At 64.6% G+C, this 23007-nt stretch carries 24 protein-coding genes; 9 read left to right on the top strand and 15 right to left on the bottom strand.

Going from position 1 to position 23007, the window contains the following annotated elements:
* Positions 1 to 7: 7 nt before the first annotated feature.
* The gene (gene recN / locus FBZ93_RS28770; RefSeq protein ID WP_146990629.1) at positions 8 to 1693 is read left to right on the top strand and encodes a DNA repair protein RecN; all 1686 of its coding nucleotides are present in this window, start codon (positions 8 to 10) and stop codon (positions 1691 to 1693) included.
* Positions 1694 to 1785: 92 nt separating this feature from the next.
* Here the strand turns inward: recN and FBZ93_RS28765 are convergent, their stop codons facing one another.
* Positions 1786 to 2073 (bottom strand): GIY-YIG nuclease family protein, encoded by a 288-nt coding sequence (locus FBZ93_RS28765; protein ID WP_146990627.1) that lies wholly within the window; start codon positions 2071 to 2073, stop codon positions 1786 to 1788.
* A gap of 124 nt (positions 2074 to 2197) precedes the next feature.
* On the opposite strand from FBZ93_RS28765, the gene ligA reads away from it, so the two are divergent.
* The gene (ligA, locus tag FBZ93_RS28760; protein ID WP_146990626.1) at positions 2198 to 4348 is read left to right on the top strand and encodes an NAD-dependent DNA ligase LigA; all 2151 of its coding nucleotides are present in this window, start codon (positions 2198 to 2200) and stop codon (positions 4346 to 4348) included.
* 95 nt (positions 4349 to 4443) lie between these two features.
* Here the strand turns inward: ligA and FBZ93_RS28755 are convergent, their stop codons facing one another.
* Both FBZ93_RS28755 and FBZ93_RS28750 read right to left on the bottom strand, forming a co-directional pair.
* Entirely contained in the window at positions 4444 to 5721 is a 1278-nt protein-coding gene (locus FBZ93_RS28755) for a multidrug effflux MFS transporter (RefSeq protein ID WP_146990624.1), read from the bottom strand.
* Between the two features lie 302 nt (positions 5722 to 6023).
* The gene (locus FBZ93_RS28750) at positions 6024 to 7853 is read right to left on the bottom strand and encodes an aminopeptidase P family protein (protein ID WP_146990622.1); all 1830 of its coding nucleotides are present in this window, start codon (positions 7851 to 7853) and stop codon (positions 6024 to 6026) included.
* A gap of 186 nt (positions 7854 to 8039) precedes the next feature.
* Between FBZ93_RS28750 and FBZ93_RS28745 the strand changes: the two genes are divergently transcribed.
* Complete coding sequence (locus tag FBZ93_RS28745) at positions 8040 to 8225, top strand: hypothetical protein (protein WP_146990621.1); 186 nt, start codon at positions 8040 to 8042, stop codon at positions 8223 to 8225.
* Between the two features lie 17 nt (positions 8226 to 8242).
* On the opposite strand, the gene FBZ93_RS28740 is transcribed toward FBZ93_RS28745, so the two are convergent.
* Both FBZ93_RS28740 and FBZ93_RS28735 read right to left on the bottom strand, forming a co-directional pair.
* Positions 8243 to 8749, bottom strand: a complete 507-nt coding sequence (locus FBZ93_RS28740) for a hypothetical protein (RefSeq protein ID WP_146990619.1) — start codon at positions 8747 to 8749, stop codon at positions 8243 to 8245.
* A gap of 1 nt (position 8750) precedes the next feature.
* The gene (locus tag FBZ93_RS28735; RefSeq protein WP_146990617.1) at positions 8751 to 9635 is read right to left on the bottom strand and encodes a 50S ribosomal protein L11 methyltransferase; all 885 of its coding nucleotides are present in this window, start codon (positions 9633 to 9635) and stop codon (positions 8751 to 8753) included.
* 171 nt (positions 9636 to 9806) lie between these two features.
* Between FBZ93_RS28735 and FBZ93_RS28730 the strand changes: the two genes are divergently transcribed.
* Positions 9807 to 9971: a Flp family type IVb pilin gene (locus FBZ93_RS28730; protein WP_146990615.1), complete on the top strand. Its 165-nt coding sequence runs from the start codon at positions 9807 to 9809 to the stop codon at positions 9969 to 9971.
* Between the two features lie 276 nt (positions 9972 to 10247).
* Here FBZ93_RS28730 and FBZ93_RS28725 read toward each other — a convergent pair whose 3' ends face one another.
* Complete coding sequence (locus tag FBZ93_RS28725; protein WP_146990614.1) at positions 10248 to 11855, bottom strand: phytoene desaturase family protein; 1608 nt, start codon at positions 11853 to 11855, stop codon at positions 10248 to 10250.
* 170 nt (positions 11856 to 12025) lie between these two features.
* On the opposite strand from FBZ93_RS28725, the gene FBZ93_RS28720 reads away from it, so the two are divergent.
* From FBZ93_RS28720 to FBZ93_RS28710, 3 genes are all read left to right on the top strand, one after another.
* Positions 12026 to 12745: a hypothetical protein gene (locus FBZ93_RS28720; protein WP_146990612.1), complete on the top strand. Its 720-nt coding sequence runs from the start codon at positions 12026 to 12028 to the stop codon at positions 12743 to 12745.
* Positions 12746 to 12751: 6 nt separating this feature from the next.
* On the top strand, positions 12752 to 13147 hold the full coding sequence (locus tag FBZ93_RS28715; RefSeq protein ID WP_146990610.1) for a DUF6915 family protein: 396 nt from the start codon (positions 12752 to 12754) through the stop codon (positions 13145 to 13147).
* 105 nt (positions 13148 to 13252) lie between these two features.
* The gene (locus FBZ93_RS28710) at positions 13253 to 15517 is read left to right on the top strand and encodes a spermidine synthase (protein ID WP_146990609.1); all 2265 of its coding nucleotides are present in this window, start codon (positions 13253 to 13255) and stop codon (positions 15515 to 15517) included.
* 22 nt (positions 15518 to 15539) lie between these two features.
* On the opposite strand, the gene FBZ93_RS28705 is transcribed toward FBZ93_RS28710, so the two are convergent.
* The gene (locus tag FBZ93_RS28705; protein WP_146990607.1) at positions 15540 to 16127 is read right to left on the bottom strand and encodes a TetR/AcrR family transcriptional regulator; all 588 of its coding nucleotides are present in this window, start codon (positions 16125 to 16127) and stop codon (positions 15540 to 15542) included.
* Positions 16128 to 16262: 135 nt separating this feature from the next.
* On the opposite strand from FBZ93_RS28705, the gene FBZ93_RS28700 reads away from it, so the two are divergent.
* The gene (locus FBZ93_RS28700; RefSeq protein ID WP_146990605.1) at positions 16263 to 16820 is read left to right on the top strand and encodes a DUF308 domain-containing protein; all 558 of its coding nucleotides are present in this window, start codon (positions 16263 to 16265) and stop codon (positions 16818 to 16820) included.
* A 48-nt stretch (positions 16821 to 16868) separates the two neighbouring features.
* Here the strand turns inward: FBZ93_RS28700 and FBZ93_RS28695 are convergent, their stop codons facing one another.
* Together FBZ93_RS28695 and FBZ93_RS28690 are read right to left on the bottom strand one after the other, a co-directional pair.
* A complete protein-coding gene (locus FBZ93_RS28695) occupies positions 16869 to 17714 on the bottom strand; it encodes an alpha/beta hydrolase (RefSeq protein WP_246667690.1) in 846 nt (281 codons plus the stop codon).
* Between the two features lie 259 nt (positions 17715 to 17973).
* Positions 17974 to 18768 (bottom strand): L,D-transpeptidase, encoded by a 795-nt coding sequence (locus tag FBZ93_RS28690; protein ID WP_146990603.1) that lies wholly within the window; start codon positions 18766 to 18768, stop codon positions 17974 to 17976.
* 283 nt (positions 18769 to 19051) lie between these two features.
* On the opposite strand from FBZ93_RS28690, the gene FBZ93_RS28685 reads away from it, so the two are divergent.
* Positions 19052 to 19381: a hypothetical protein gene (locus FBZ93_RS28685; RefSeq protein WP_146990601.1), complete on the top strand. Its 330-nt coding sequence runs from the start codon at positions 19052 to 19054 to the stop codon at positions 19379 to 19381.
* Between the two features lie 111 nt (positions 19382 to 19492).
* On the opposite strand, the gene FBZ93_RS28680 is transcribed toward FBZ93_RS28685, so the two are convergent.
* The 6 genes from FBZ93_RS28680 to FBZ93_RS28655 all read right to left on the bottom strand — a co-directional run bounded on the left by FBZ93_RS28680 (position 19493) and on the right by FBZ93_RS28655 (position 22956).
* On the bottom strand, positions 19493 to 20254 hold the full coding sequence (locus FBZ93_RS28680) for an ABC transporter permease (protein WP_146990599.1): 762 nt from the start codon (positions 20252 to 20254) through the stop codon (positions 19493 to 19495).
* Positions 20251 to 21174, bottom strand: a complete 924-nt coding sequence (locus FBZ93_RS28675) for an ABC transporter ATP-binding protein (RefSeq protein ID WP_146990597.1) — start codon at positions 21172 to 21174, stop codon at positions 20251 to 20253. Before FBZ93_RS28675 ends, FBZ93_RS28680 begins: the two co-directional genes overlap by 4 nt.
* A gap of 121 nt (positions 21175 to 21295) precedes the next feature.
* Positions 21296 to 21586: a type II toxin-antitoxin system HicB family antitoxin gene (locus FBZ93_RS28670; RefSeq protein ID WP_146990595.1), complete on the bottom strand. Its 291-nt coding sequence runs from the start codon at positions 21584 to 21586 to the stop codon at positions 21296 to 21298.
* A 7-nt stretch (positions 21587 to 21593) separates the two neighbouring features.
* Positions 21594 to 21788: a type II toxin-antitoxin system HicA family toxin gene (locus FBZ93_RS28665; RefSeq protein WP_146990593.1), complete on the bottom strand. Its 195-nt coding sequence runs from the start codon at positions 21786 to 21788 to the stop codon at positions 21594 to 21596.
* A gap of 77 nt (positions 21789 to 21865) precedes the next feature.
* Positions 21866 to 22546: an OmpA family protein gene (locus FBZ93_RS28660; protein ID WP_146990591.1), complete on the bottom strand. Its 681-nt coding sequence runs from the start codon at positions 22544 to 22546 to the stop codon at positions 21866 to 21868.
* Positions 22543 to 22956 (bottom strand): hypothetical protein, encoded by a 414-nt coding sequence (locus tag FBZ93_RS28655; RefSeq protein ID WP_146990589.1) that lies wholly within the window; start codon positions 22954 to 22956, stop codon positions 22543 to 22545. The genes FBZ93_RS28660 and FBZ93_RS28655 overlap by 4 nt, the downstream gene beginning before the upstream one ends.
* Between the last annotated feature and the right edge of the window lie 51 nt (positions 22957 to 23007).

The following is a 23007-nucleotide window of genomic DNA, read 5'->3' as shown; positions in this document are numbered from 1 at the left end:
TCCTCGCATGCTGGCCCGTCTGTCGATCCGTGACATCGTCCTGATCGAACGGCTTGATATCGAATTTTCCCGTGGCCTGGCGGTGCTGACCGGCGAAACCGGCGCCGGCAAATCGATCCTGCTCGATGCCTTTGCGCTGGCGCTCGGCGGCCGCGGCGATGCCGGTCTCGTGCGCCATGGCGCCGAGCAGGGGCAGGTCACCGCGATGTTCGATGTCCCCAAGGGACATCCGGCGGCCAGGATCCTCGCCGAAAACGGCCTCGACGACACGAGTTCTGAACAAGGCTGCGAGATGATCCTGCGCCGCGTGCAGCTCGCCGACGGCCGCACCCGTGCCTTCATCAACGATCAGGCGATCAGCGTGCAGACCCTGAAGGCGGTCGGCGCCGTTCTGGTTGAAATCCACGGTCAGCACGACGAGCGCGCGCTGGTCGACGCCTCCACCCACCGCCAGTTGCTCGACGCCTTCGCCGGCCACGAGAAGGACGTCGCCGCGCTGGAAACGCTATGGGACATCAGGCGGACCGCCGGCACCGCGCTCGACGAGCATCGCGCCGGCATGGAGCGTGCCGCGCGCGAGGCCGACTATCTGCGCCATGCCTCGCAGGAATTGAAGACGCTGGCGCCGAAGGATGGCGAGGAGACCGAGCTTGCCAACCGCCGCACCACCATGATGCAGGGCGAGAAGGTCGCGACCGATCTGCGCGAGGCGCAGGAGGCAATCGGCGGCTCGCATTCACCGGTGTCGGCGCTGTCGGCCGCGGTACGCCGGCTGGAGCGGCGCGCCGCCAATGCGCCGGCGCTGATCGAACCGGCAGTGAAAGCGATCGACATTGCAATCAACGCGCTGGAAGAGGCCGACCAGCATCTCAACGCCGCTCTGGCGGCGACCGATTTCGATCCGGCCGAGCTCGAGCGCATCGAGGAGCGGCTGTTCGCGCTGCGCGCCGCCTCGCGCAAATATTCGACGCCGGTGGATTTGCTGGCCGCGCTGGCGACGCAATACGCTGGCGACGTCGCGCTGATCGATGCCGGCGCCGACCAGCTCAAGAAGCTGGAAGCGGCCGCCGCCGAAGCCGACCAACGCTATGCGGCTGCCGCCGCAAAACTGTCGGCGGCGCGCAGCAAGGCGGCCGAGAAGCTCAACAAGGCGGTCAATGCCGAGCTCGCGCCGCTCAAGCTCGAGCGCGCGAAATTCATGACCCAGGTCGAGGCCAATGCCGCCGCGCCGGGGCCAGAGGGTATCGACCGTGTCGAATTCTGGGTGCAGACCAATCCGGGCACCAAGCCGGGGCCGATGATGAAGGTCGCCTCCGGCGGCGAGCTGTCGCGCTTCCTGCTGGCGCTGAAGGTCGTGCTGGCCGATCGCGGTTCGGCGCCGACTTTGGTGTTCGACGAAATCGACACCGGTGTCGGCGGCGCGGTGGCGGACGCCATTGGTTCGCGGCTGGCGCGCCTCGCCGGCAAGGTGCAGGTGATGGCGGTGACGCATGCGCCGCAGGTCGCGGCCCGCGCCAGCCAGCATCTCCTGATCTCCAAGGACGCGCTCGACAAGGGCAAGCGGGTCGCCACCCGCGTCAACGCGCTCGCCGCCGACCATCGCCGCGAGGAGATCGCGCGCATGCTGGCCGGTGCCGAGATCACCGCCGAGGCGAGGGCCGCCGCGGAACGCCTGCTCAGGGCGGCGAGTTAATCTCTCATTGTCATTCCGGGGCGATGCGAAGCATCGAACCCGGAATCTCGAGATTCCGGGTCTGGTCTTCGGACCATCCCGGAATGACGACCTCAGACGCAGATCGACTCATACAAGTCATTCCATTCCGGGTTGGTCGCCTCGATTAACTGGGTCTTCCAGCCTCTCTTCCACTTCTTTAGCTCCTTCTCCCGAGAGATCGCGGAGATCGGATCGTCGTAGATTTCGAACCAAACGAGCTGCGTGATGTTGTATTTGGATGTAAAGCTTGGGACGGCCTTCATTCGATGTTCGTAGACCCGACGCACGAGATCGTTGGTGATCCCAACATAGATTGCTCCGTCTCGTCGACTTGCTAGAATGTAGACGTAGTACGACATGAGCCTCATTCCCTACATCGTCATTCCGAGGCGATGCGAAGCATCGAAGCCGGAATCTCGAGATTCCGGGTTCGGTCCTGACGGACCGCCCCGGAATGACGGAGAACTATAGCGCGCTCCTTGCATGGCCAAAGCAGCAAAAGAGAAATCACTTCCTGACGTCGACAAGCTCACCAAGGCCCAGGCCAAGGTCGAGTTGATGCGCCTTGCGCTCGAGCTCGAGGGCCACGACAAGCGCTACTACCAGGACGACGCGCCCAGCGTCACCGATGCCGAGTACGATGCGCTGCGGCAGCGCTACAACGGGATCGAGAAGCGCTTCCCCGAATTCGTCACCGCGGAATCGCCTTCGCAGAAGGTCGGCGCCGCGCCGTCCGGGCGCTTCAAAAAGGTCCGCCATTCGCTGCCGATGCTGTCGCTCGACAACGCGTTTGCGGAAGCCGACGTGATCGACTTCGTTGGACGCATCACGCGCTTTCTCAAGCTGCCGGACGACAAGATCGATTTCTCCGCCGAGCCGAAGATCGACGGGCTCTCGATGTCGCTGCGCTACGAGGGCGGCGAGCTCGTCACCGCGGCGACGCGCGGCGATGGCGCCGAGGGCGAGGACGTCACCGCCAACATTCGCACGCTCGAGGACGTGCCTCAGAAGCTCAAGGGCCGCAACGTGCCCGAGATCTGCGAGGTGCGCGGCGAGGTCTACATGACCAAGAAGGCGTTCCTGGCGCTCAATGAGCGGCAGAAGGCCGCGGGCGACACCATCTTCGCCAATCCGCGCAATTCGGCGGCCGGCTCGCTGCGGCAGAAGGATCCCGGTATCACCGCCTCGCGGCCGCTCGGCTTCTTTGCCTATGCCTGGGGCCAGATGAGTGCGATGCCGGAGGAGACCCAGACCGGCATGATCCACTGGTTCGAGCGCTGCGGCTTCAAGACCAATCCGCTGACCAAATTGTGCCACTCGGTCGAGGAGCTGATTGCCTTCCATCGCAAGATCGAGGAGCAGCGCGCCGAGCTCGACTACGACATCGACGGCGTCGTCTACAAGGTCGACCGCATCGACTGGCAGGAACGGCTCGGCTTCGTGTCGCGCACGCCGCGCTGGGCGATCGCGCACAAATTCCCGGCCGAGCGCGCCATGACCGTGCTGCGCGACATCGAGATCCAGGTCGGGCGCACCGGCTCGTTCACCCCGGTCGGCAAGCTCGAGCCGGTCGGCGTCGGCGGCGTGATCGTGCAGAACGTCACGCTGCACAACGAGGACTACATCAAGGGCATCGGCAACAAGGGCGAGGTGCTGCGCGAGGGGCGCGACATCAGGATCGGCGACACCGTCGTGATCCAGCGCGCCGGCGACGTGATCCCGCAGGTCGTCGACGTCGTGATCGATAAGCGGCCGAAGAGCGCCAAGGAATTCCATTTCCCGAAGAAGTGCCCGTGCCCGCTGCACACCGACGTGGTCCGCGAGGAGACCGCGACCGGCGAGGAGGGCTCGCGGCTACGCTGCAGCGGCGAGTTCGCCTGTCCGTTCCAGAAGATCGAGCACCTGATCCTGTTCGTGTCGCGACGCGCGTTCGACATCGACGGCCTCGGCGTGAAGCAGCTGCAATATTTCTTCGACGAGGGGTGGGTCAAGGAGCCCGCCGACATCTTCACGCTGCCGAAGCGCAACGCGAAGCTGAAGCTCGAGGACATCGAAGGCTATGGCGAAACCTCGGTGCGCAATCTGTTCGCCGCGATCGACAGCCGCCGCAGGATCGGGCTGGAGCGCTTCATCTATGCGCTCGGCATGCGCCATGTCGGCGAGACCACGGCGTTGGCGCTGGCGCGCGGCTACGGCTCGTGGGAGGCATTCCACGAGGCCTGCCTGAAGGTCGCCAAGGGCGACGAGGATGCCATCGCCGAGATGGACGCGCTCGACCAGATCGGCGATACCGTGATCAAGAGCATCGCGGACTATTTCGGCGAGAGCCATAACCGCGGCATCGTCGAGCGGCTGACCACGGAGCTCGACGAGATCGTCGACGCCGAGAAGCCGAAGAGCAATTCAGTGGTGGCCGGCAAAACCGTGGTGTTCACCGGTTCGCTCGAGAAGATGACGCGCGACGAGGCCAAGGCGACCGCCGAGCGGTTAGGGGCCAAGGCCGCGGGTTCGGTGTCGAAGAAGACCGACTATGTCGTCGCGGGGCCGGGCGCCGGCTCGAAGCTTGCCGAAGCGCAGAAGCACGGCGTCCAGGTGCTGACCGAAGACGAGTGGTTGAAGCTGATCGGAGAGTAATGAGCTTGTCATTCCGGGATGGTCCGAAGGACCAGACCCGGAATCTCGAGATTCCGGGTTCGATGCTTCGCATCGCCCCGGAATGACGAAGCAAGTCACATCATCCCCTGCTCATCCTCCTCGGCCTGCGTGATCAGCTCTTCGCTCACCACCACGTTCCGCCGCGGCACCACAAAGATCATGGTGCAGGCGCAGGCGATCGAGATTGCGAAGATCGCCGATGTCAGCGGCAATGTGGTGGTCGAATGGCCGCCGAGATAGGCGCCGAATTGTGAGATCAGCGAGCCGATGCCCTGCTGTAGGAAGCCCATCGCGCCCGAGGCGGTGCCGGCGGCTTCGGGGCGGATGCTGATGGCGCCGGCGGCCGAATTGGCCATCACGAAGGCATTGGCGACCATCACGATCATCTGGGTGCCGAACAGCCAGAGCGGCGCCTGGTTCAGCCCGGCAAAGCTCCAGATCAGGTTGAGCAGGCTGCCGCCGAGCTGCAGCGCGAGGCCGAACCAGATCAGCCGCTCCAGCGAGTGCCGCGGCGCGAAGCGCACGCACAAGAGATTGCCGATGAAGTAGCCGAACCCCGTCATCGCGAACCACGCGCCATATTCGGCGCTACTGCGGCCCATCTGGGTCACCACGATGTAGGGGCCGCCGCCGGCGAAGGCGAAGATGATCTGCGACGCCAGCACCTGGCACAAGAGATAGCCGACGAAGGCGCGGCTTCGGATCAGCTTGCCGAGGTCGCCGCGGAAGCTGGAGCTGTCGGTGCGGTCGCGGCGGGTTTCGGGCAGCGCCAGCGCGATGAAGATCGTGGTGATCAGCGACGCCGCGGTGATGAGATAGAGGATCGCGCGCCAGCCGAACGCGGTCTCCAGCAGACCGCCGGTCAGCGGGCTCACCATCTGCGCGATCATCAGCGCGGCGACCACGAGGCTGATCATGGCGCCGACCCGCTCGCGCGGATAGAGATCGCGGATGATGGCGCGGCTGATCACCATGCCGCTGGCGCCGCCGAGCGCCTGGAAGAAGCGCGCCGCGATCAGTTGCGGCAGGGTCTCTGCGAAGTCAGAGCCGATGCCGGCCACCACCATCAGGCCGAGCCCCGCGAGCAGCACCGGGCGGCGGCCGAACTTGTCGGACAGCGGTCCCATGATCAGCTGCGACAGCGCAATGCCGACCATGTAGAGCGACACGGTCATCTGCGCGATGGAAATGTCGCGGCCGAAGTCGGTTGCCAGCACCGGCAGCGCCGGAACCAGCATGTAGAGCGAGATCGGCGCGACGCCCGTCATCACGACGAGCATCAGCAGCATGACCTTCGATGTCGCGATGTTGTCTTTTGCCGCGCCGGGCGGCTTGCCCATCACGCCGTGCATTCAGGTCCGATCCAGCATTGTGGAAAGACTGTAGCGCGCCCGTTCGCGCGGAATACGGGTGTTTCGGCATAAGCCCATGCGATTTCGGGCGAGGCGTGACGAAATTTCGTCTCGCGCAACAAACACACTGTCGTCGGCCGCGCATTCCGCTGTCGTCCCGGCGAAGGCCGGGACCCATAACCACAGGCGCGCATTGTTGAACCGCGCTGTGGCCCCGGCGTCATGCAACGGCAGACAGCGGTGGCTATGGGTCCCGGCCTTCGCCGGGACGACATCGAATGTGTGGATGCCAGGGCGGCCGCCTACTTCAGCGCCGCCGTCGCCTCGTCGAGCCACAGCTTGGTGGCGTTGTCGTCGAGATGCGGGCGCACGGTGCGCGCGACACGGGCATGGTAGTCGTTGAGCCAGCTCAGCTCGTCCGCGCTCAGCATGCCCACCTCGATCAGGCGACGATCGATCGGCGCCAGCGTCAGCGTCTCGAATGCGTTGACCGGCTTCTCGGCGCCGACAATGTCGGTGCCGATCACGAGTTCGAGGTTCTCGATCCTTATGCCGTAGGCGTCGGTCTTGTAGTAGCCGGGCTCGTTGGACAGGATCATGCCGCGCTTCAGCGGCGTGGTGCCGAGCTTGGAGATCCGCGCCGGCCCTTCATGGACGCTGAGATAGCTGCCGACGCCGTGGCCGGTGCCGTGCTCGAAATCGATCCCGGCCTGCCAGAGATACTGCCGCGCGAAGCTGTCGAGCTGCGCGCCGGTGGTGCCGTCCGGGAAGATCGCGCGGGCGATACCGATATGGCCGCGAAGCACGCGGGTGAAGCGGTCGCGCATCTCTTCGGTCGGCATGCCGATCGCGATGGTGCGGGTGACGTCGGTGGTACCGTCTTCATACTGCGCGCCGGAATCGATCAGCAGCAGATCGCCGGGGCCGATGCGGCGGTTGCTCTTGCGCGTCACGCGATAATGCACGATGGCGCCGTTCGGCCCGGTGCCGGCGATGGTCGGGAACGAGACGTCTTTCAGCGCGCCGGTCTGGCGGCGGAACGTCTCCAGCGCCTCGACGGTGTCGATCTCGGTGAGGTGGCCTGAGGGCGCCTCGCGGTCGATCCAGGCGAGGAAGCGCGTCAGCGCCACCGCGTCGCGTTGATGCGCGGTGCGGGTGCCCTCGATCTCGGTGAGGTTCTTGACCGCCTTCAGCAGGCTGACCGGATCGTTGCCGCGCACCGGCTTGCCGCCGGCGCCCGCGATCAGGCGGCTGAGGGCATCCGCCGCGGTCGCGCTATCCAGCGCAATCGAGGCGCCGCGCTTGCCGAGCTCGGTGAGCTTCGCGGTCAGCGCCGCCGGTTCCTCGACATCGGCGGATTGCTCGAGATGGTCGCGCGCGGAGTTGGACAGCTTGCGGTGATCGATGAACACCAGCGGCCGGCCGTCCTTCGGCACCAGCGCGTAGGACAGCGGCAGCGGCGTGTGCGAGACGTCGGCGCCGCGGATGTTGAAGGTCCAGGCCACCGCGTGGCTGTCCGACAGCACCAGCGCATCGACGCCAAGCTTGTTGATCTCGAGCCGGATCCGCTTCAGCTTTTCGGCTTCGATCTCGCCAGAAAACTGCGCGCCGTGGATCGTGACCGGGCCGAGCGGCGGTGCCGGCCGCTCGTGCCAGATCGCGTCGACCGGGTTGCCGTCGACGGCGACCAGCTCGGCACCCGCCTTGGCGCAGGCCGCCGCCAGCCGTTCGGCTGCCGCAGAAGTGTGCAGCCAGGGGTCAAATCCTAGGCGGTCGCCGGCCGCGAGGTGCCGGGTCAGCCAGTGCTCCGGCGGTGGCTCGACCAGCGGCTCGACCTGCCAGGCCTTGGCGTCGACCTGCTTGGCGGCTTGCAGCGTGTAGCGCCCGTCGACGAACAGGGCGGCTTCCCGGCCCAGCACGATTGCGAGCCCGGCCGATCCGGTGAACCCGGTCAGCCAGGCAAGCCGCTCCTCGGATGCGGCAACATATTCATTCTGCTGCTGGTCGGCGCGCGGAACCACAAACCCGGTCAGCTTGCGCCGCGCCAGTTCCTCGCGCAGCGCGCTTAAGCGGGCGGCCAGCGCGACGCCGCCTTCGGGCTCTTCGAACGTCTGGAAATGGGCTTCGAACATCGGCTTCGCACTCTCTTCCGGTCGAGCATGACCTCCGCGCAAGCGCAGTCAAGCTGACCATATTTTTGGCATAACTTATGCTTGAATCGTGGCATAGTGGAAATGACCCGACGATGTCCACCGTCGTCGGTCAAGCGTGCGGGGAGTGTCCAGGAGTGTCTCAACTCAACGGTGAGGAGATGCACGATGCCTGCATTCACGTTTGAGAAGATCTCGCCGCCGGTGCCCCCCGGCCCGATCGCGCCGATCGAGCAGAAGCCGCGTGGCGTCATCGTCCAGATGCTCGATCGCTTCGTCGAGGCGCGTGCGCGGCGCGCTGCCGCTCAGGACAAGGTCGAGACGGCCGGCCGTGATTCCGTCGCGCCTAAGTAACCGCCCGCAATTCGCACTTACTGTTCGAGGTCGGAGGCCTTCGTCACGGTCGCGTTGACGACTCTTGTGCCGTCGAGCTCGCGCACGATCCGCTCATCGGGGCCGACGATACCGAGGTCGAATTCGCGCTCCGGCGTCAGCAGCGTCATGCGCTGGCCGACGATGACGACGACGGTCATGTCGAGCGTCTCGCCGGATATCGCCCATTCCCTGAGCTCGCCCCGAAACGGCTCCCTGCGCCAGGCGTCGGGGAAGCCCGGATCGCAGCGGACCTCGAGACCGTCTTCGGACGTGGTGAGCACAAGCTTCGATCGCGAGGGCTTCCAGTGCTCTTCCAGCAGCTCGTTGACCAGCCAGACGCAGCTGAACGAGCGGCATTCCGTTGGCCTGTTTGAATAGATGCGGCAGCCGCGCCCGGGCGCGCAATGCGGACACCATGCGCTGGCCGGCTTCGCCAGTTCCTCGATCGCCATCACCTTGCAGCAGAGCGTGCAGTCGCCGCACTGTCTGCCAGCGGCGGTCATTTCAGCTGACCGAGCGCAGCAGCAGGCTGCTCCAGCCCTCGATTTTCAGGTGCCGTAACGGCACCAGCCCGCGGGCACGATAGGCGGCAATCACCGCCGGCGCCTGATGCGTCAGCAGGCCCGAGAGGATGACCTGCGCGGACGATGCGAGGTGACGGGCCATCGGTCCTGCCAACTGGCGCAGCGGATTGGCGAGGATGTTGGCGAGCACCAGATCGAACGGCCCGTCCGCGGCAAAGCGCGGCGCGGCAAAGCCGGTGGCCCGGATCACGTCCACCAGATGTCCTGCGCCGTTGAGCCAGGCGTTTTCCTCGGCGACCCGCACCGAGGGCGGGTCGATGTCGCTCGCCAGCACCTTGCCATGCAGCGCCTTGGCGGCGGCAATCCCCAGCACGCCGGTCCCGGTGCCGAGATCGAGCACTCGGCGGGGCTGATACGCCTTCAGGACGTGGTCGAGCAGCAAGAGGCAGCCGCGCGTGGTGCCGTGATGGCCGGTGCCGAAGGCGAGCGCCGCCTCGATCTCGATTCCGAGCTTGTTCGGGGGGATCCTGTGCCGGTCATGCTGGCCGTGGACGACAAAGCGGCCGGCCGCGACCGGGACCAGGTCCTCCAGGCTCGCTTTGACCCAATCCTTGGCCTCGATGGTGTCAAATACCAAAGTCGATGCGACATCCTGCCGCACTACCTGGCCGATCAGCTCGCGCAGCAAGGCCTGGTCGGGCGGCTCGGCAAAATGGACGGTGACGTCCCAGCGGCCGTCCGGCCGCTCGAAGGCCGCAAAAGCCGCCTGATCCTCGAAGAACAGCTCGGAAAGCGCGTCGACCACGCGTTTTGCGGTCGTTTCGTCTGTGAGGGTGACGCTGGCGCGGTGCGTGGAGGGGGTCATCGGAGGCCGTTAGCGCGATTTTTGTTAAAATTCCAACCCGGATTCAATCGAATTTCGCGAGAATTGAGAGGTTCCCGATTCAGACAACCTTAGATACCGCCGTACTAGTACGGAGGCGGAACTGGGGAATTCCCTTCGTTCCAAGGCATCACAACCAAGGGCAGGGCTGCAATGAAGGCTTTTTTCGTTAGGTTTTTGCGGGATGAATCCGGCGCAACCGCAATCGAATACGGACTGATCGCGACCGGCATCGCCATCGCCATCATCGCCGCGGTGAACGGCGTCGGCACGAATCTGAGTGGGACGTTCAGCACGATCGCCGGCTCCCTCAAGTAATTTCGCCGACTGCGTTCTCAAGCAGGCACCGGGCAACGACGCCCGGTGTTTTCTTTTTGACTGGTTGTCCACAGAGCTCCGCGCAGCTTGTCAACCAGCGATCAAGCGCGTTGTCCCCGGGTTGTCGGCCTCTGCTCCACAGCCGGACCACTGGGATGTTCACCGGCTTTTCCCATGATGCGACACCAGGTCTGACCACGGTCGACCCACAGTTTCTCAACAGACCTGTCCACAGCTTGCCGCGCCCTGATCCTGGTGCCTGATGCGCGGTCCGCGTCAGGCGAACAGCGCGCGATGGTCGGCCAGGACGGCCCGCGCGGCGTTGTGGCCGGGCGCACCGGTGACGCCGCCGCCGGGATGGGCGCCGGAGCCGCAATGGTAGAGACCGCGGAGCGGTCCGCGGTAATCGGCATAGCCGAGCATGGGGCGCGCCGAGAATAACTGGTTCAGTGTCAGCGCACCGTGGAAGATGTCGCCGCCGAGGAGGCCGAACTGCCGCTCGAGATCGAGCGGCGACAGGATCTGGCGGCCGATCACGGAGCCCGCAAAGCCGGGCGCATAGCCGTCAACGGTTGCGATCATCAGATCGGCGACCTCGTCGCGATGGTCGTCCCACGATTTGCCGCCGGGCAGTTGCGGCGCGACGTGCTGGCAGAACAGGCTCGCGACATGCTGGCCCGGCGGGCTCAGGCTATCGTCGAGCGTCGAGGGGATCAGCACCTCGACCACGGGCGCGCGGCTCCAGCCGAAGTCGCGCGCATCGTGCCAGGCGCGATCCATATAGCCGAGGCTTGGCGCGATGATGATGCCCGCGGTGAGATGATCGCCGGGGCCCGGCCGCGCGGTGAACGAGGGCAGGGCGCTCAGCGCCACGTTCATCCTGAACGTGCCGGACCCGTTCTGCCATCGCGAGATGCGCGTGCGGAATTCGTCCGCCAATGCGCCCGCCGGCACCAGGCGCGTGTAGAGCAGCTTCGGGTTGACGTTGGAGACGACATATTTGGCGCGGACCGTCGCGCCATTGTCGAGGATGATGCCAGTGGCGCGATCCTTCTCGACGATCACCTCGCGGACGGGCGCATCGGTTTCGATCTCGACGCCATGGCTGCGCGCAGCACGCGCCATCGCCTGGGTGATCGCGCCCATGCCGCCGATCGCGTGGCCCCAGACACCCTTCTTGCCGTTCACCTCGCCGAACGCATGATGCAGCATCACATAGGCCGAGCCGGCCGCGTAGGGGCTCGCATAGTTGCCGACGATGGCGTCGAAGCCGAACAGCGCCTTGACGAGATCGTTTTCGAAACGCTCGTCGAGCATCTCGCCGGCCGAGCGCGTGAACAGATCGAGCAGATTGCGCTGCTGCTCGAGCGACAACCGCCGCAGGATGTTGGCGGAGCCAAGTGCGTTGAAGGCTTCGCTGATTGCGCCGATACCAAAGCCCTCGACGAGGTTCGGCGGCGCGCGCAGCACGAATTGCCGCAGCACGTCGGCGATGGCTTCGAGTTCCCTTGAGAACTCGCCGATGGTGGCCGCGTCCCGCTGGCTGAGCTTTGCGACCGACTGCTGGGTGCGGCCTTCGCCGGTCAAGAGATAGCTCCCGTCGGGCGCGGGAAGGAAGTTCTGTGCGCGGCGCTCGACGATCTCAAGGCCGTGATCGGCAAGTTTCAGGTCTGCGATGATCTGCGGGTTGAGCAGGCTCACCGTGTAGGCGGCGACCGAATTGCGGAAGCCCGGACAAAACTCTTCGGTGACGGCGGCGCCGCCGACCACCTTGCGGCGCTCGACGATCCTGACCTTCAATCCGGCTATTGCGAGATAGGCCGCACAAGTGAGGCCGTTGTGCCCCGCGCCGATGATAACGGCATCATATTCATGATTGGACATGGCGCTTCTATAGGCCGAATGTCCGCATCTCACCACTGCCGGCCGCGGCGGGTCACAAATCCGTACCGATCCCGATACGATAGTCCGGGCGCGATTGTGCGGGCCGTGAGCCGCCAGCAGGACGGGGAGAGCGTCTCGTTGGTTGGTGCCGCCAAGCAGTGGAGTGCAAAATGCCGTTTGTCTTTGATCAAACTGAAATCGAGTGGCCCGACGACGAGTCCGATCCGCCGTCGCCGCGCGCAAATCAGTTCGTTTACCTGCCGCCGCCCGAATTCGGCGGAGCGCGGGAGCCGGTCCATTTCACACTCGACATTCCGCCCGAGCCGCCGGTGCCCGGACCGGTCACGCCGGCGATCACGCGGCCGAGCCTTTGGGATCGCTTGTGGGGCCGGCGACTGCCAACCGCGCAGGTGACGCCGGCAGTCAAAACCGCCGCGGAGGCGTGGGCTGCCCGCGAGGTGTTCACCCGCCAGCGGATGATCGCGATAACCGTACCGGCACTGCGTGAGCTCGGCGTGCAGCGGCTCTATTGTCGCTATGACGGTGGTAACGACGAGGGATTTTCCTGGCTCGACAGCGCGACGCTCCACGATGGCACGCGCGTCGACGCTGATGCGCTCGCACAGCGGCTGACCGAGCAACGATTTCTTGACCGGCTGGTTGCCGGGGGCGTGATGAACCGGATCGACGGTACCAGCGAACGTGACCAGATCGCATCCTTTGTCCGCGACTGGATGTGTACGGAATGGGCGACCTTGCTGCTTGGCCGCGGCTACGGCACCGGCGAGTACGTCATGTACGGCGCCTTCGTCGTCGATCTCGACGCGTGCAGTGTGGTCGACGATCCCAGGGCCGACCCGGTTACGAGCAATATCGAGATCGCGAGGTAGCCTGCGATGGCGCATCCCTATCATCATGCGGTCCGTTCCGCGCGCCTGTTCGGCGGAACGCCCGAAGACTATCTCGCGATCCACGACTGGTTCGACGAGAGCAAGGCCCATCTCGCCGACGTACGTCACCGCGCGCTGCGCCACCACAGCGAAGGTATCTTCCTGTGCGAGGCGATCTTCGGCGCGACGCTGACGAACAGCGCCGGCAAGCAGGTGCCGGTGCGGACGGTCGGTGAGCAGCACGTCAAGGACGATCTCGGCTGGATCCCCTCGGTCAAGGATTGGTTGCAGCACATCGAGCTGCAGCCATGGATGGGGCGGACGCCGTTCCGGCCACAAATGGAAACATCCGCATCGGCCGCGAGTGCGGAACACGAGGCCGGTGACATCAGGATGACGTGAACGGTTCAGGCAACCCGGTGCGCGTGTTGCCCGCTGCCTGGCGCTATGATTCAATGCAATGCGTGTGCCCGGTGTTGATCTGCCGGATCGTGACCGGGAGTATTCATGACGTCTGAGCCGTCCGCATCGCGAAACCGGCTGGTGCTGGTTGTCTACACCGCGGCGATCTTCGTCAGCGCCCTGTTGCTGTTCTCGGTGCAGCCGCTGTTCACCAAGATGGTGCTGCCGCGGCTCGGCGGCTCGCCGGCGGTGTGGTCGGTGGCGATGGTGTTCTTCCAGTCGCTGCTGCTCGGCGGCTACGCCTATGCACATCTGTTGATGAAGCTGAACAGCCGCGTCGTTCCGGTCGCGGTGCATCTGGTGCTGCTCGTCGTCGCGCTGCTGACCTTGCCGCTGACGATCAGGAGCGGCTGGGGCGAGCCGCCGATCTCGGGCTATGCGGTCTGGCTGCTCGGCCTGTTCGCGGTCTCGATCGGCCTGCCGTTCTTCGCGCTCGCCGCCAACAATCCGCTGCTGCAGGCCTGGTTCGTGCGCACCGGCCACCCAAGCGGGCCCGACCCGTACTTCCTCTACGCGTCCTCGAACATCGGCAGCTTCCTGGCGCTGCTGTCCTATCCGGTGCTGCTCGAACCGATGCTCACATTGCGCACCCAGAACCTGATCTGGACCTGTGGCTATGGCCTGCTGATCGTTCTGATCGCGGGTTGCGGCGTGTTGCTGCTGCGGTCCCCGGCCGGCGCCGCCGCACTCAATATGCCGGTCGACGATGCCAACGCGCCGACACCGTCCTGGGGCTTGCGGGCGCGCTGGATCTTCCTGGCCGCGGTGCCGTCCGGCCTTTTGATCGCGGTGACGGCGCATATCTCGACCGACGTCGCGGCCGCTCCCTTGCTGTGGGTGCTGCCGCTGTCGCTGTATCTGTTGACCTGGGTGCTGGTGTTCCAGTCGCGGCCGCTGCTGCCGCACAAATGGATGCTGCTGGCGCAGCCGCTGGCGATTGCCGGCGTCGTGATCCTGCTCGCGTTTGGCGGCGAGCAGAACCTGCTGCTGACGCTCGGCGGCCATCAGTTCTGCTTCTTCATCATCGCGATGGCCTGTCATGGCGAGCTCGCGCGCACCCGCCCAGCCGCGAAATACCTCACCGGCTTCTACGTCGCGCTGTCGTTCGGCGGCATGGTCGGCGGCCTGTTTGCGGGCCTGATCGCGCCGTTCACCTTCTCATGGATCGCCGAATATCCGATCCTGCTGGCGCTCGCGGCGCTTTGCCGTCCGCCCGGCGGCGCGGAGCGGCTGCCGCGCTGGAGCGCCTGGTACTGGCCGTTCCTTGCGGTGCTGGCGGTGGCGCTGGTCGCGCCGAGCTATTCGGCCGGCGACATCTTCAACTGGTTCGACGACCACCGGGTGTGGGTGATCGGCGCCGTCGGCGTGCTCTCGGCGCTGCTCGCGCTCGCACTGAATGCCGATCGCTGGAAGATCTTCGCCACCGTCGTCGTCGCGCTGGTGGTGCTGCGTGCCTATCCGTCCGACGATGGCCGGGTCGAGACCGTGCGCAGCTTCTTCGGCGTGCACAAGATCGTGGTGACACCGAACGGGCAGTATCACGTGCTGATGCACGGCACCACGATCCATGGCGCCGAGAAGTTCAAGAACGACGACGGCACCCCGGTCACCGGAAAGCCCGAGCCGATCAGCTACTATTACAGGGACGGCGGCATCGGGCGGGCAATCACCGCAATCCGCGCGCGCAAGGGTGCACCGCTGAAAGTCGCTGTCATCGGCCTCGGCTCGGGGACGCTGACCTGCGCCTCAGTGCCGGGCGAGGATTGGCGATTCTTCGAGATCGACCAGTCGATGGTCGATACCGCGCGCGATCCGAAATATTTCACCTACATCCAGAGCTGCGAGCCGAACCTGAAGCCTGTGATCGGCGACGCGCGGCTGACCTTCGCCAAGGAGCCGGACGGCGCCTATGATCTCATCATCGTCGACGCCTATTCGTCGGATGCGATCCCGATCCATCTCGCGACCGAGGAGGCGATGGCGATCTACAAGGAGAAGCTGGCGCCGCAGGGCGCGGTCGTGATGCACGTCTCCAACCGGCATCTCGAATTGGCCAGCGTCGTGGTCGGCATTGCGGACGCCAACGACATGAAGAGCTGGGTCTACAGCGAGGACTCCGGCCGCGACAACGAGTACATCTTCTCAACCTCGGTCGTGGTTTCCGCGCGCGAGGACGCCGACGTCGGCAAGCTCGCGTCATCAGACGTCTGGATCGAGACCGATGCCAACGAGAAGCAGCGGGTCTGGACCGACGATTATTCGAATGTGCTGGGGGCGGTCTACCGGCGCCTGCGCGACGGCGAGCAGTAGGTCTGATCGCCCGACAATATTTCTAGCTGTCCACTACCAGCAGCTTCGCGATCTGCGGCATGACGATTGCGGCAAACACCGCGGGATCGTCGAACGCCCTCGCAGAGAGCATCGCTCCATGAACCGATGCCATCAGCATCTGGGCCTCGGCTTCCGGCTGCTTGTCCAGCCGGAACAGGCGCTGTTCTGCGCCGGCCCGCAGCACCGACGTGAGCCATCCCGCAAGCTGATGGAAATGGGCGCGGACGCGCGATGCAACCTGTTCCGGCAGCATCGGCATCTCGCCGGCAAGCATCGCACAGACGCAGAAGGGCAGTGACCCATCCCGAATGCACGCCTGCCAGAAGTTCACGTAGGACTGTAACTGGTCGGCCGGGCTCGCGGACCGCTCTCGAAGCGACTTCAGGCCCTGCTCAGTCTGCTGCCTGTAGCGATCAACCAGCGCCGAAACCAGCTCGGCCTTGGTCGGGAAGTGATGATGGATGCTCGCTTTCCTGATGCCGATCGCATCCGAGATGTCGGCATAGCTGAACCCGTTATAGCCTCCCGCGACGATGAGAGACTGCGCGACATCGAGAATTTTTTCAGAGGTTGAAATCATCACATTCATGTCAGGCCTACCTTCAAGTAGGTAAATTACCGAAACATTTCAAGGCTTTCGCTTCGCACGGGGACATGTCGGAGCGCCGATTGACTCGGTTTTGCTATCTACCTACTAGTAGGAAGGCAAACAAGGAGCCTGTCAATGCAAAGCCACCTCTGGACCCAATCCGCATGGTTGCGATCCTACTATTTCGGGCGCGCGATCTTCTCGATCGCCTGGGTTGCCGCCGCCGTTCTCTTCAGCGGGCAAGCCGGCCTCGCGGCGATTCTGCTCGTGCTCTACCCGGCATGGGACGCCGTCGCCAATCTGGCGGACGCCCGGGTCAATGGCGGGTTGATAGCCAACCCATCCCAGACATTGAATGTCGCGGTCAGCGCAATGACCGCGCTCGCCGCGATCGTCGCGGTCGGCCACAGCAGCTATGCCGTCCTCGCCGTGTTCGGGGTTTGGGCGATCCTGTCTGGCGTGCTGCAATTGGTCACCGGCGTCCGGCGCTGGCGTGACTATGGCGCGCAATGGGCGATGATCCTGAGCGGCGCACAGTCGGCGCTGGCCGGCGGCTACATGATCAGCCGATCGATAGGCACCGTGGCGCCGACGATTCTGGACGTCGCTCCCTATGCAGGCTTCGGCGCGTTCTATTTCCTGCTTTCGGCGATCTGGCTCGTTGCCAGGGCCCGTCGCAGCGCGCGTGCCTAAGTGCTGCCCGGCAGCACCGGAGAACGCGCGTCGGCGTCTACGCGATCGCTATTTCTTCTCCGGTGTCGCCGCCGCGGAAGCGGGTGTCGAGGCGGCGAGCAGCGGCATGGTCGGCGTGCTGTCGCCGGCGTCCTCGTCGAGGAATTGCTCGACGCCCGCCTGGATCGACGACTTCGCGCTCTCGGGACCGCGATCGCTGAGGTCGTTGTGGTGGAATTCGGTTCTGACCACCTTGATGCCGAGCCGGGCGCAGGTCTCCTCGTCAGGCACGACGCCCGGATCGGCCTTGAACACGGGGTCCCTTGAACGGAACGAGAGGATCTTGATCTTGCTGTCGGTGATGAAGGGGACGCGCAGATTGTCCAGCGTCACGACCTTCTTGACCAGGTCGGGATGCTGCTTGGCGAAGAACATCGAGATGTCGCCGCCGTTGGAATGACCGATCAGCGTCAGCGCGCGATAGTTTGCGTTCGGATAGAGCTTCTTGAGCTCGTCGATCGCATACATGATGTTGAAGACGCCGCGATTGTACTGCATGCGGCGCCCGACATATTCCTCGCCGACCTTGGTCACCATCGGCGCATCGGTGTCGAGATCGTGCTGAATGCTGACCACGAGGTAGCCGCGTGATGCGAACACGTTGGTGAGGAACGAGTACTCGGTGTTCCTGACGGTGTTGCCGTGGCTCAGGATCGCGACCGGCAGCTCGATCATCTCGGCCATGGCCTGCATTTGCCGGTCGCGGCGGACCGCCACCTCGACCGTGACGTTGCGGTCGTCGCGCAGCACGTCATGGAATGTCAGCGTGGTGTGGCTGATGGCCCATCGGTCCGTCGTGAAATAGCCGGCCATCGCGACGATGCACAGGCAAAGGACAACGAAGCCCCGTTTCATTATGACCTCTGATACCGCCTACGTGACCCGCGCTTATCGCCCTGATTTCACCGGGCATTCCGCTTGAATCGGCCGTCCGGGGCCAAGGCGGGCGCTATTGCCGCCGAATATCGGGCTAATTTTACAATCAGATGACGGCGCGACGACGGGCCACGGCGCATGGCGTCGCGTGCCCTTCGAGGCGGTCACAAGCGGGTGAGGAGGCTTCGGGACCTGGCGGCGCGTGGTAACGGCGCCGCCGGCGGCTCAGGCGCGCGTCTCAGTCCTGATAGTTGTTGCCGTAGAAGTCGCGCTGCCGCGGGTAGTACGGCCGCGGCTGATAATAGCCTTGAGGCGCCGCCGCGTAGCCCTGGTTGCCGTAGTACTGCTGCTGACCATAGGCCTGCGCGTCGTAGACGCGGCGGCTTGACGGCGGCGCCGGGTAGCGCTGCTCGGTCGAGCTGCCATCGGCCGGATAGATGTAGCCGTCGTCGGCGCGGGCCTGCGCCGGATACTCGCGCGGCTGCGGTGTCAGGACGACAGGGTCTCCGGCAGCGGCGGTGCCATACTGCCCGTCATATTGCTGTGGCGCAGAGCGGGCGACAGCGGTGCCGTTGCGCCCGCGCGGATTGCGCGCCAGCGCGACCTGGGACGAGCCGGTCAGCGTCACGGTGGTGTTGAGCACGCCTTCCTTCTGGACCAGCGCGTAGAGCGTCGTTGCGTTGTCACGCGACAGCCGCACGCAACCATGCGAGGCCGGCGTGCCCAAGCGGTTCACCGAGTCGGTGCCATGAATCGCGTGCCCGATCTTGGTGAAGAAGATCGAATGCGGCATCGGCGCATCGTCGAATTCCTTGGAGTAGTGATCCTCTTCCATCCGGAAGGCGCGGAAGCTGCCGTTCGGCGTTTCGCGCGACGGGATCCCGGTCGAGACCGGCCAGTGATAGCGCGCGACGCCGTCGACCGCGACGGTCATCTGCTGGTTGTCCTTGTCGATGGTGATATCGACCTTGGCCTGCGCGGCGCCGGCCGTGAAAAGCATCACGGAAGTGAAAGCAATGAGGAACGAACGCATTTTACCTTTGGCCTCCAGGTCTGTCGCAGTAGCGGCTCTCCGTCCCCGCAACCAATATGCACGGAATCCGAATTTGGTTCCAGTCGCGGATCCGACGCATCGTTAATCCCGCGCGCGGCGCAAACAAGGCCGAAGCCGGGCCGGCCCGTCACGGCCTGCTGACTTTTTCGCGAGCAGGGCGCGACAACAACTCCGATGAAGCGCCAACGCAACCATTTGGCCGCATGGGCGTTTCACAATCCCGCCCCGGCGACGCGACCGCGTCGCGCATCAAGGTACCCAGATGAACAACACCAAGGTTAAGACTGCGGCCGTCCTCCCAGCCGGCCCTTCCGCGCGGCTGCTGCTTGCGGCCGGTGGCCTCACTTTGGCGCTATTGGCTGTTCCCCATTCCGGTCATGCCCAGGGCATCGTCCGCGGGGCGCATGAAGGCGCCTATGAAGGCAACCGGGTCGCCGGTCCGGTGGGCGGCGTCGTTGGTGGTGCCGTCGGCGCCGGTGTCGGTGGCGCCATGGGCGCGGTCAAGGGCGTGTTCGGTATCCCGGATCACGGCTACCGCCGTGGGCACCGCTGCCGCGGTTATTATCGCCACGGCCATTTCCATTGCTATTGATGAGGAAAGAACCTGTAGCCCGGATGGAGCGAAGCGAAATCCGGGTTCTGCAGGTCTGGCGATAAAGGTCCCGGATTTTCGCTTCGCTCCATCCGGGCTACTGAAGTCTATTCAGTTTTTCAGCCGGTAGCCGGTCCTGAAGATCCAGGCCACGATCACCATGCAGGCGACCAGAAAGGCCGCAGTCATGCCGAGGCTGAGCCCGACGCTGACGTCGGCGATCTCGTAGAAGCTCCAGCGGAAGCCGGAGATCAGATAGACCACCGGGTTGAACAGCGTGATGGTGCGCCAGCCCGACGGCAGCATGTTCACCGAGTAGAAGCTGCCGCCGAGGAAGGTGAGCGGCGTCACCACCAGCATCGGGATCATCTGCAGCTTCTCGAAGCCGTCGGCCCAGATTCCGATGATGAAGCCGAACAGGCTGAAGGTGACCGCCGTCAGCACCAGAAAGGTCAGCATCCACACAGGATGCTGGATGTGCAGAGGCACAAAAAGTCCGGCCGTCGCAAGGATGATCAGGCCGAGGATGATCGACTTGGTGGCGGCGGCGCCGACATAGCCGATGACGATCTCGAGATAGGAGATCGGCGCCGACAGGATCTCGTAGATCGTGCCGGCGAATTTCGGGAAGTAGATGCCGAACGAGGCATTCGAGATGCTCTGGGTCAGCACCGACAGCATCACGAGACCCGGCACGATGAAGGTGCCGTAGCTGACGCCTTCGACCTCGGTGATGCGCGAGCCGATCGCGGCACCGAACACCACGAAATACAGCGAGGTCGAGACGACAGGCGAGACGATGCTCTGCAGCAGCGTGCGCCAGGTGCGTGCCATTTCGAACAGATAGATGGCCTGGATTGCGCGGTAGTTCATGGCGCCCTCACGAGGCTGACGAAGATGTCCTCAAGCGAGCTCTGATTCGTGTCGAGATCGGATATCCGTATTCCGGCATTGCGCAGATCGTTGAGCAGGCTGGTGATCCCTGTGCGATCGCCCTTGGTGTCGTAGTCGTAGGTCACCGCATGGCCGTCGTCGGATAGTTCGAGACTGTAGGCGGCAAGCGCCGGCGGAACGGCATCGAGCTTGTTCTGCAATTGCAGCGTCAGCTGCTTCTTGCCGAGCTTCTGCATCAAGGTCGCCTTGTCCTCGATCAGGATGATCTCGCCCTTGTTGATGACACCGATGCGGTCGGCCATCTCCTCGGCTTCCTCGATGTAGTGCGTGGTCAGGATGATGGTGACGCCGGACGCCTGCAGCGTGCGGACCACTTCCCACATGCCCTTGCGCAACTCGACGTCGACGCCGGCAGTGGGTTCGTCGAGGAACAGGATCTGCGGCTCGTGCGACAGCGCTTTCGCGATCATCACGCGGCGCTTCATGCCGCCGGACAGGGTGATGATCTTGTTGTCCTTCTTGTCCCACAGCGACAGGTCCTTCAGCACCTTCTCGATGTGATCGGGGTTCTTCGGCTTGCCGAACAGGCCGCGGCTGAAGCTGACGGTCGCCCAGACCGACTCGAACGCGTCGGTGTGCAGTTCCTGCGGAACCAGTCCGATCATCGACCGCGCCGCGCGATAATCCCTGATGATGTCGTGTCCGCCGATCGAAATGCGGCCCTCGCTCGGATTGGCGATGCCGCAGATGATGCTGATCAGCGTGGTCTTGCCGGCGCCGTTCGGTCCGAGCAGCGCGAAAATCTCGCCTTTGACGATATCGAGATTGATGCCCTTCAGCGCCTTGAAGCCGGAGCCATAGGTCTTTGAAAGATTGGATACGGAAATGATCGGCGACATCGGGGATCGGAAGCGTGAGGGAAGGGCGCGCGCGGATTGGAGCCCGGGCGAGGGCGTGATGCGGGTTCAGCCCAGATAAGAACGCATATTCCGTTCTGCAATCACCCGCCGGGGCAGAAATTTATTCCGCAGCGTGCGCTCTGGCGGGCAGCTCGACCAAGGCGACCATGTAGGTTTTCAGGTCGTCAGCAACATCGGGGTCGGCCTTCAGTTCGGTCAGTGTCCGGGGACGGGGCAGTTCCTGTCCATCGTCCCTCAGGCCCTCGGCATAGAGCTCCAGCGCCTCGGGGGCATTGCGCAAAGCCTCATCGATATCATCGCCCGCAGACGTGCAGCCGGGCAGGTCCGGAAACCAGACGCCTACGGCGTAGTCCGGTCCAGCGTCCTCGATGATGGCGACGTAGTGGGTCAAGGTTGCCTCAATCGGGTTTCCAGCCCGCCCCCTTATAAATGGCACGCACCAAGCCTTTTCCCAAGTCCTTCTTGGGGTGCGGAACGACCAGCGTTTCTCCCGACCGCGGGCTCTTGAAGACGTGGTGAGAACCGGCAATCCGGACGAGGCTCCATCCCTCCCGCTCCAGGCGCCGAATGATGTCGCGGCTGTTGGTCAACATGACGATTTCCCAGAACCGAGCAATCCGGCACCACGGCCCAGATCGTACCGCGTTAAGTGATCGGGATCAGGCTTGCGCTAATGCCGCTTCGCCGGTTTTGCCGGCTTCTTGGCGGCCGCGGCCGGGGCGGGGTGTGCGGGCGGCTCGTCGGCGACCTTCGCGACCAGCAGGATCTGCACCTGGTTGTTGGTCGGCGCGTTGGGGCGGGCGGGGTCGAGCAACTGCTCTTCGCCGAGCCCGACGGATTGCAGGCGCTTGGGCGCGATCTTGAAGGTGTTGACCAGGATGTCGCGGATCGCGTCGGCCCGCCGCTGGCTCAGGATCACGTTGTTCTCGCGCCGGCCGGTCGATTCGATGTGGCCGACGATCAGGAAGGTGTACGGCAACAGCGAGGAGTGGGTCAGCGCATCGGCGATGCGCCCGACGGTCTGGTAGGAGTCCGGCAGCACGATCGGCGTGTCGACGTCGAACTGAATGTCGGCATTGAACGCCGGCAGGTTGTTCAGGTCGGGTGCGATCGGCGGCCGCTTCGAGGGCGGCGGCTCGTTCTTCGATCGCGACCGCGATCGTTCGAGCACCTGCTGGCGCAACGCCGGGACGTCGATTTCGGCGGCAGTCTCGAAGTGGTTCAACTTGACGATGACGTCATCGCGCGTGATCGCGGTCTGCGCATGCGCCGTCGCGAGCGGCATCGCCAGCAAGACCAGCGTGCCCAGCAGGCCGAGATCGCGCAAACCCCATAGCGACGCGCGCATCATTGATACCCCGCGTCGTTGATCGCCTGGGCGCAATTGCGGCTGAGACCCTTGGCGCTGACGAGGCAGGGCACCGATTTGCTGGTCTCCTTGGTCGAGCCGCCGCACACCTTGACGATCTCGCGGGTGCATGCATTGGCGACGGTCACGCGCGCCGCGATCCGCTTCTGGATCGCATCGAGGGTGGAGAAGTAGCTCTCCTTGCACTGCGGCGAGATCACGTCGCGGTTGCGCGACAGGCACTCCTTGAGGCGATTGGAGTCGAGGTTGACGCCGCGGCAGTTGGCGGTGATGTCGGCGCCGCAGGCCTTGGCGAGTGCGGCTGCCGAATCACCAAAGCTGATCGTCTCCGCGGTCGCCAGAGACGGCGCAGTGAGCGCGACGACAAAAAGGAAAAACCCACCCCGGACCATGGAGCCATCTCAACCCATGAATTCAACTGGGGTCAAGGGCTACGAACAGAG

Origin of the sequence: Bradyrhizobium macuxiense (assembly GCF_007993935.1) — a bacterium.
Taxonomy (GTDB): Bacteria; Pseudomonadota; Alphaproteobacteria; order Rhizobiales; family Xanthobacteraceae; genus Bradyrhizobium; species Bradyrhizobium macuxiense_A.
This window is presented reverse-complemented; position numbering and strand designations above follow the sequence as displayed.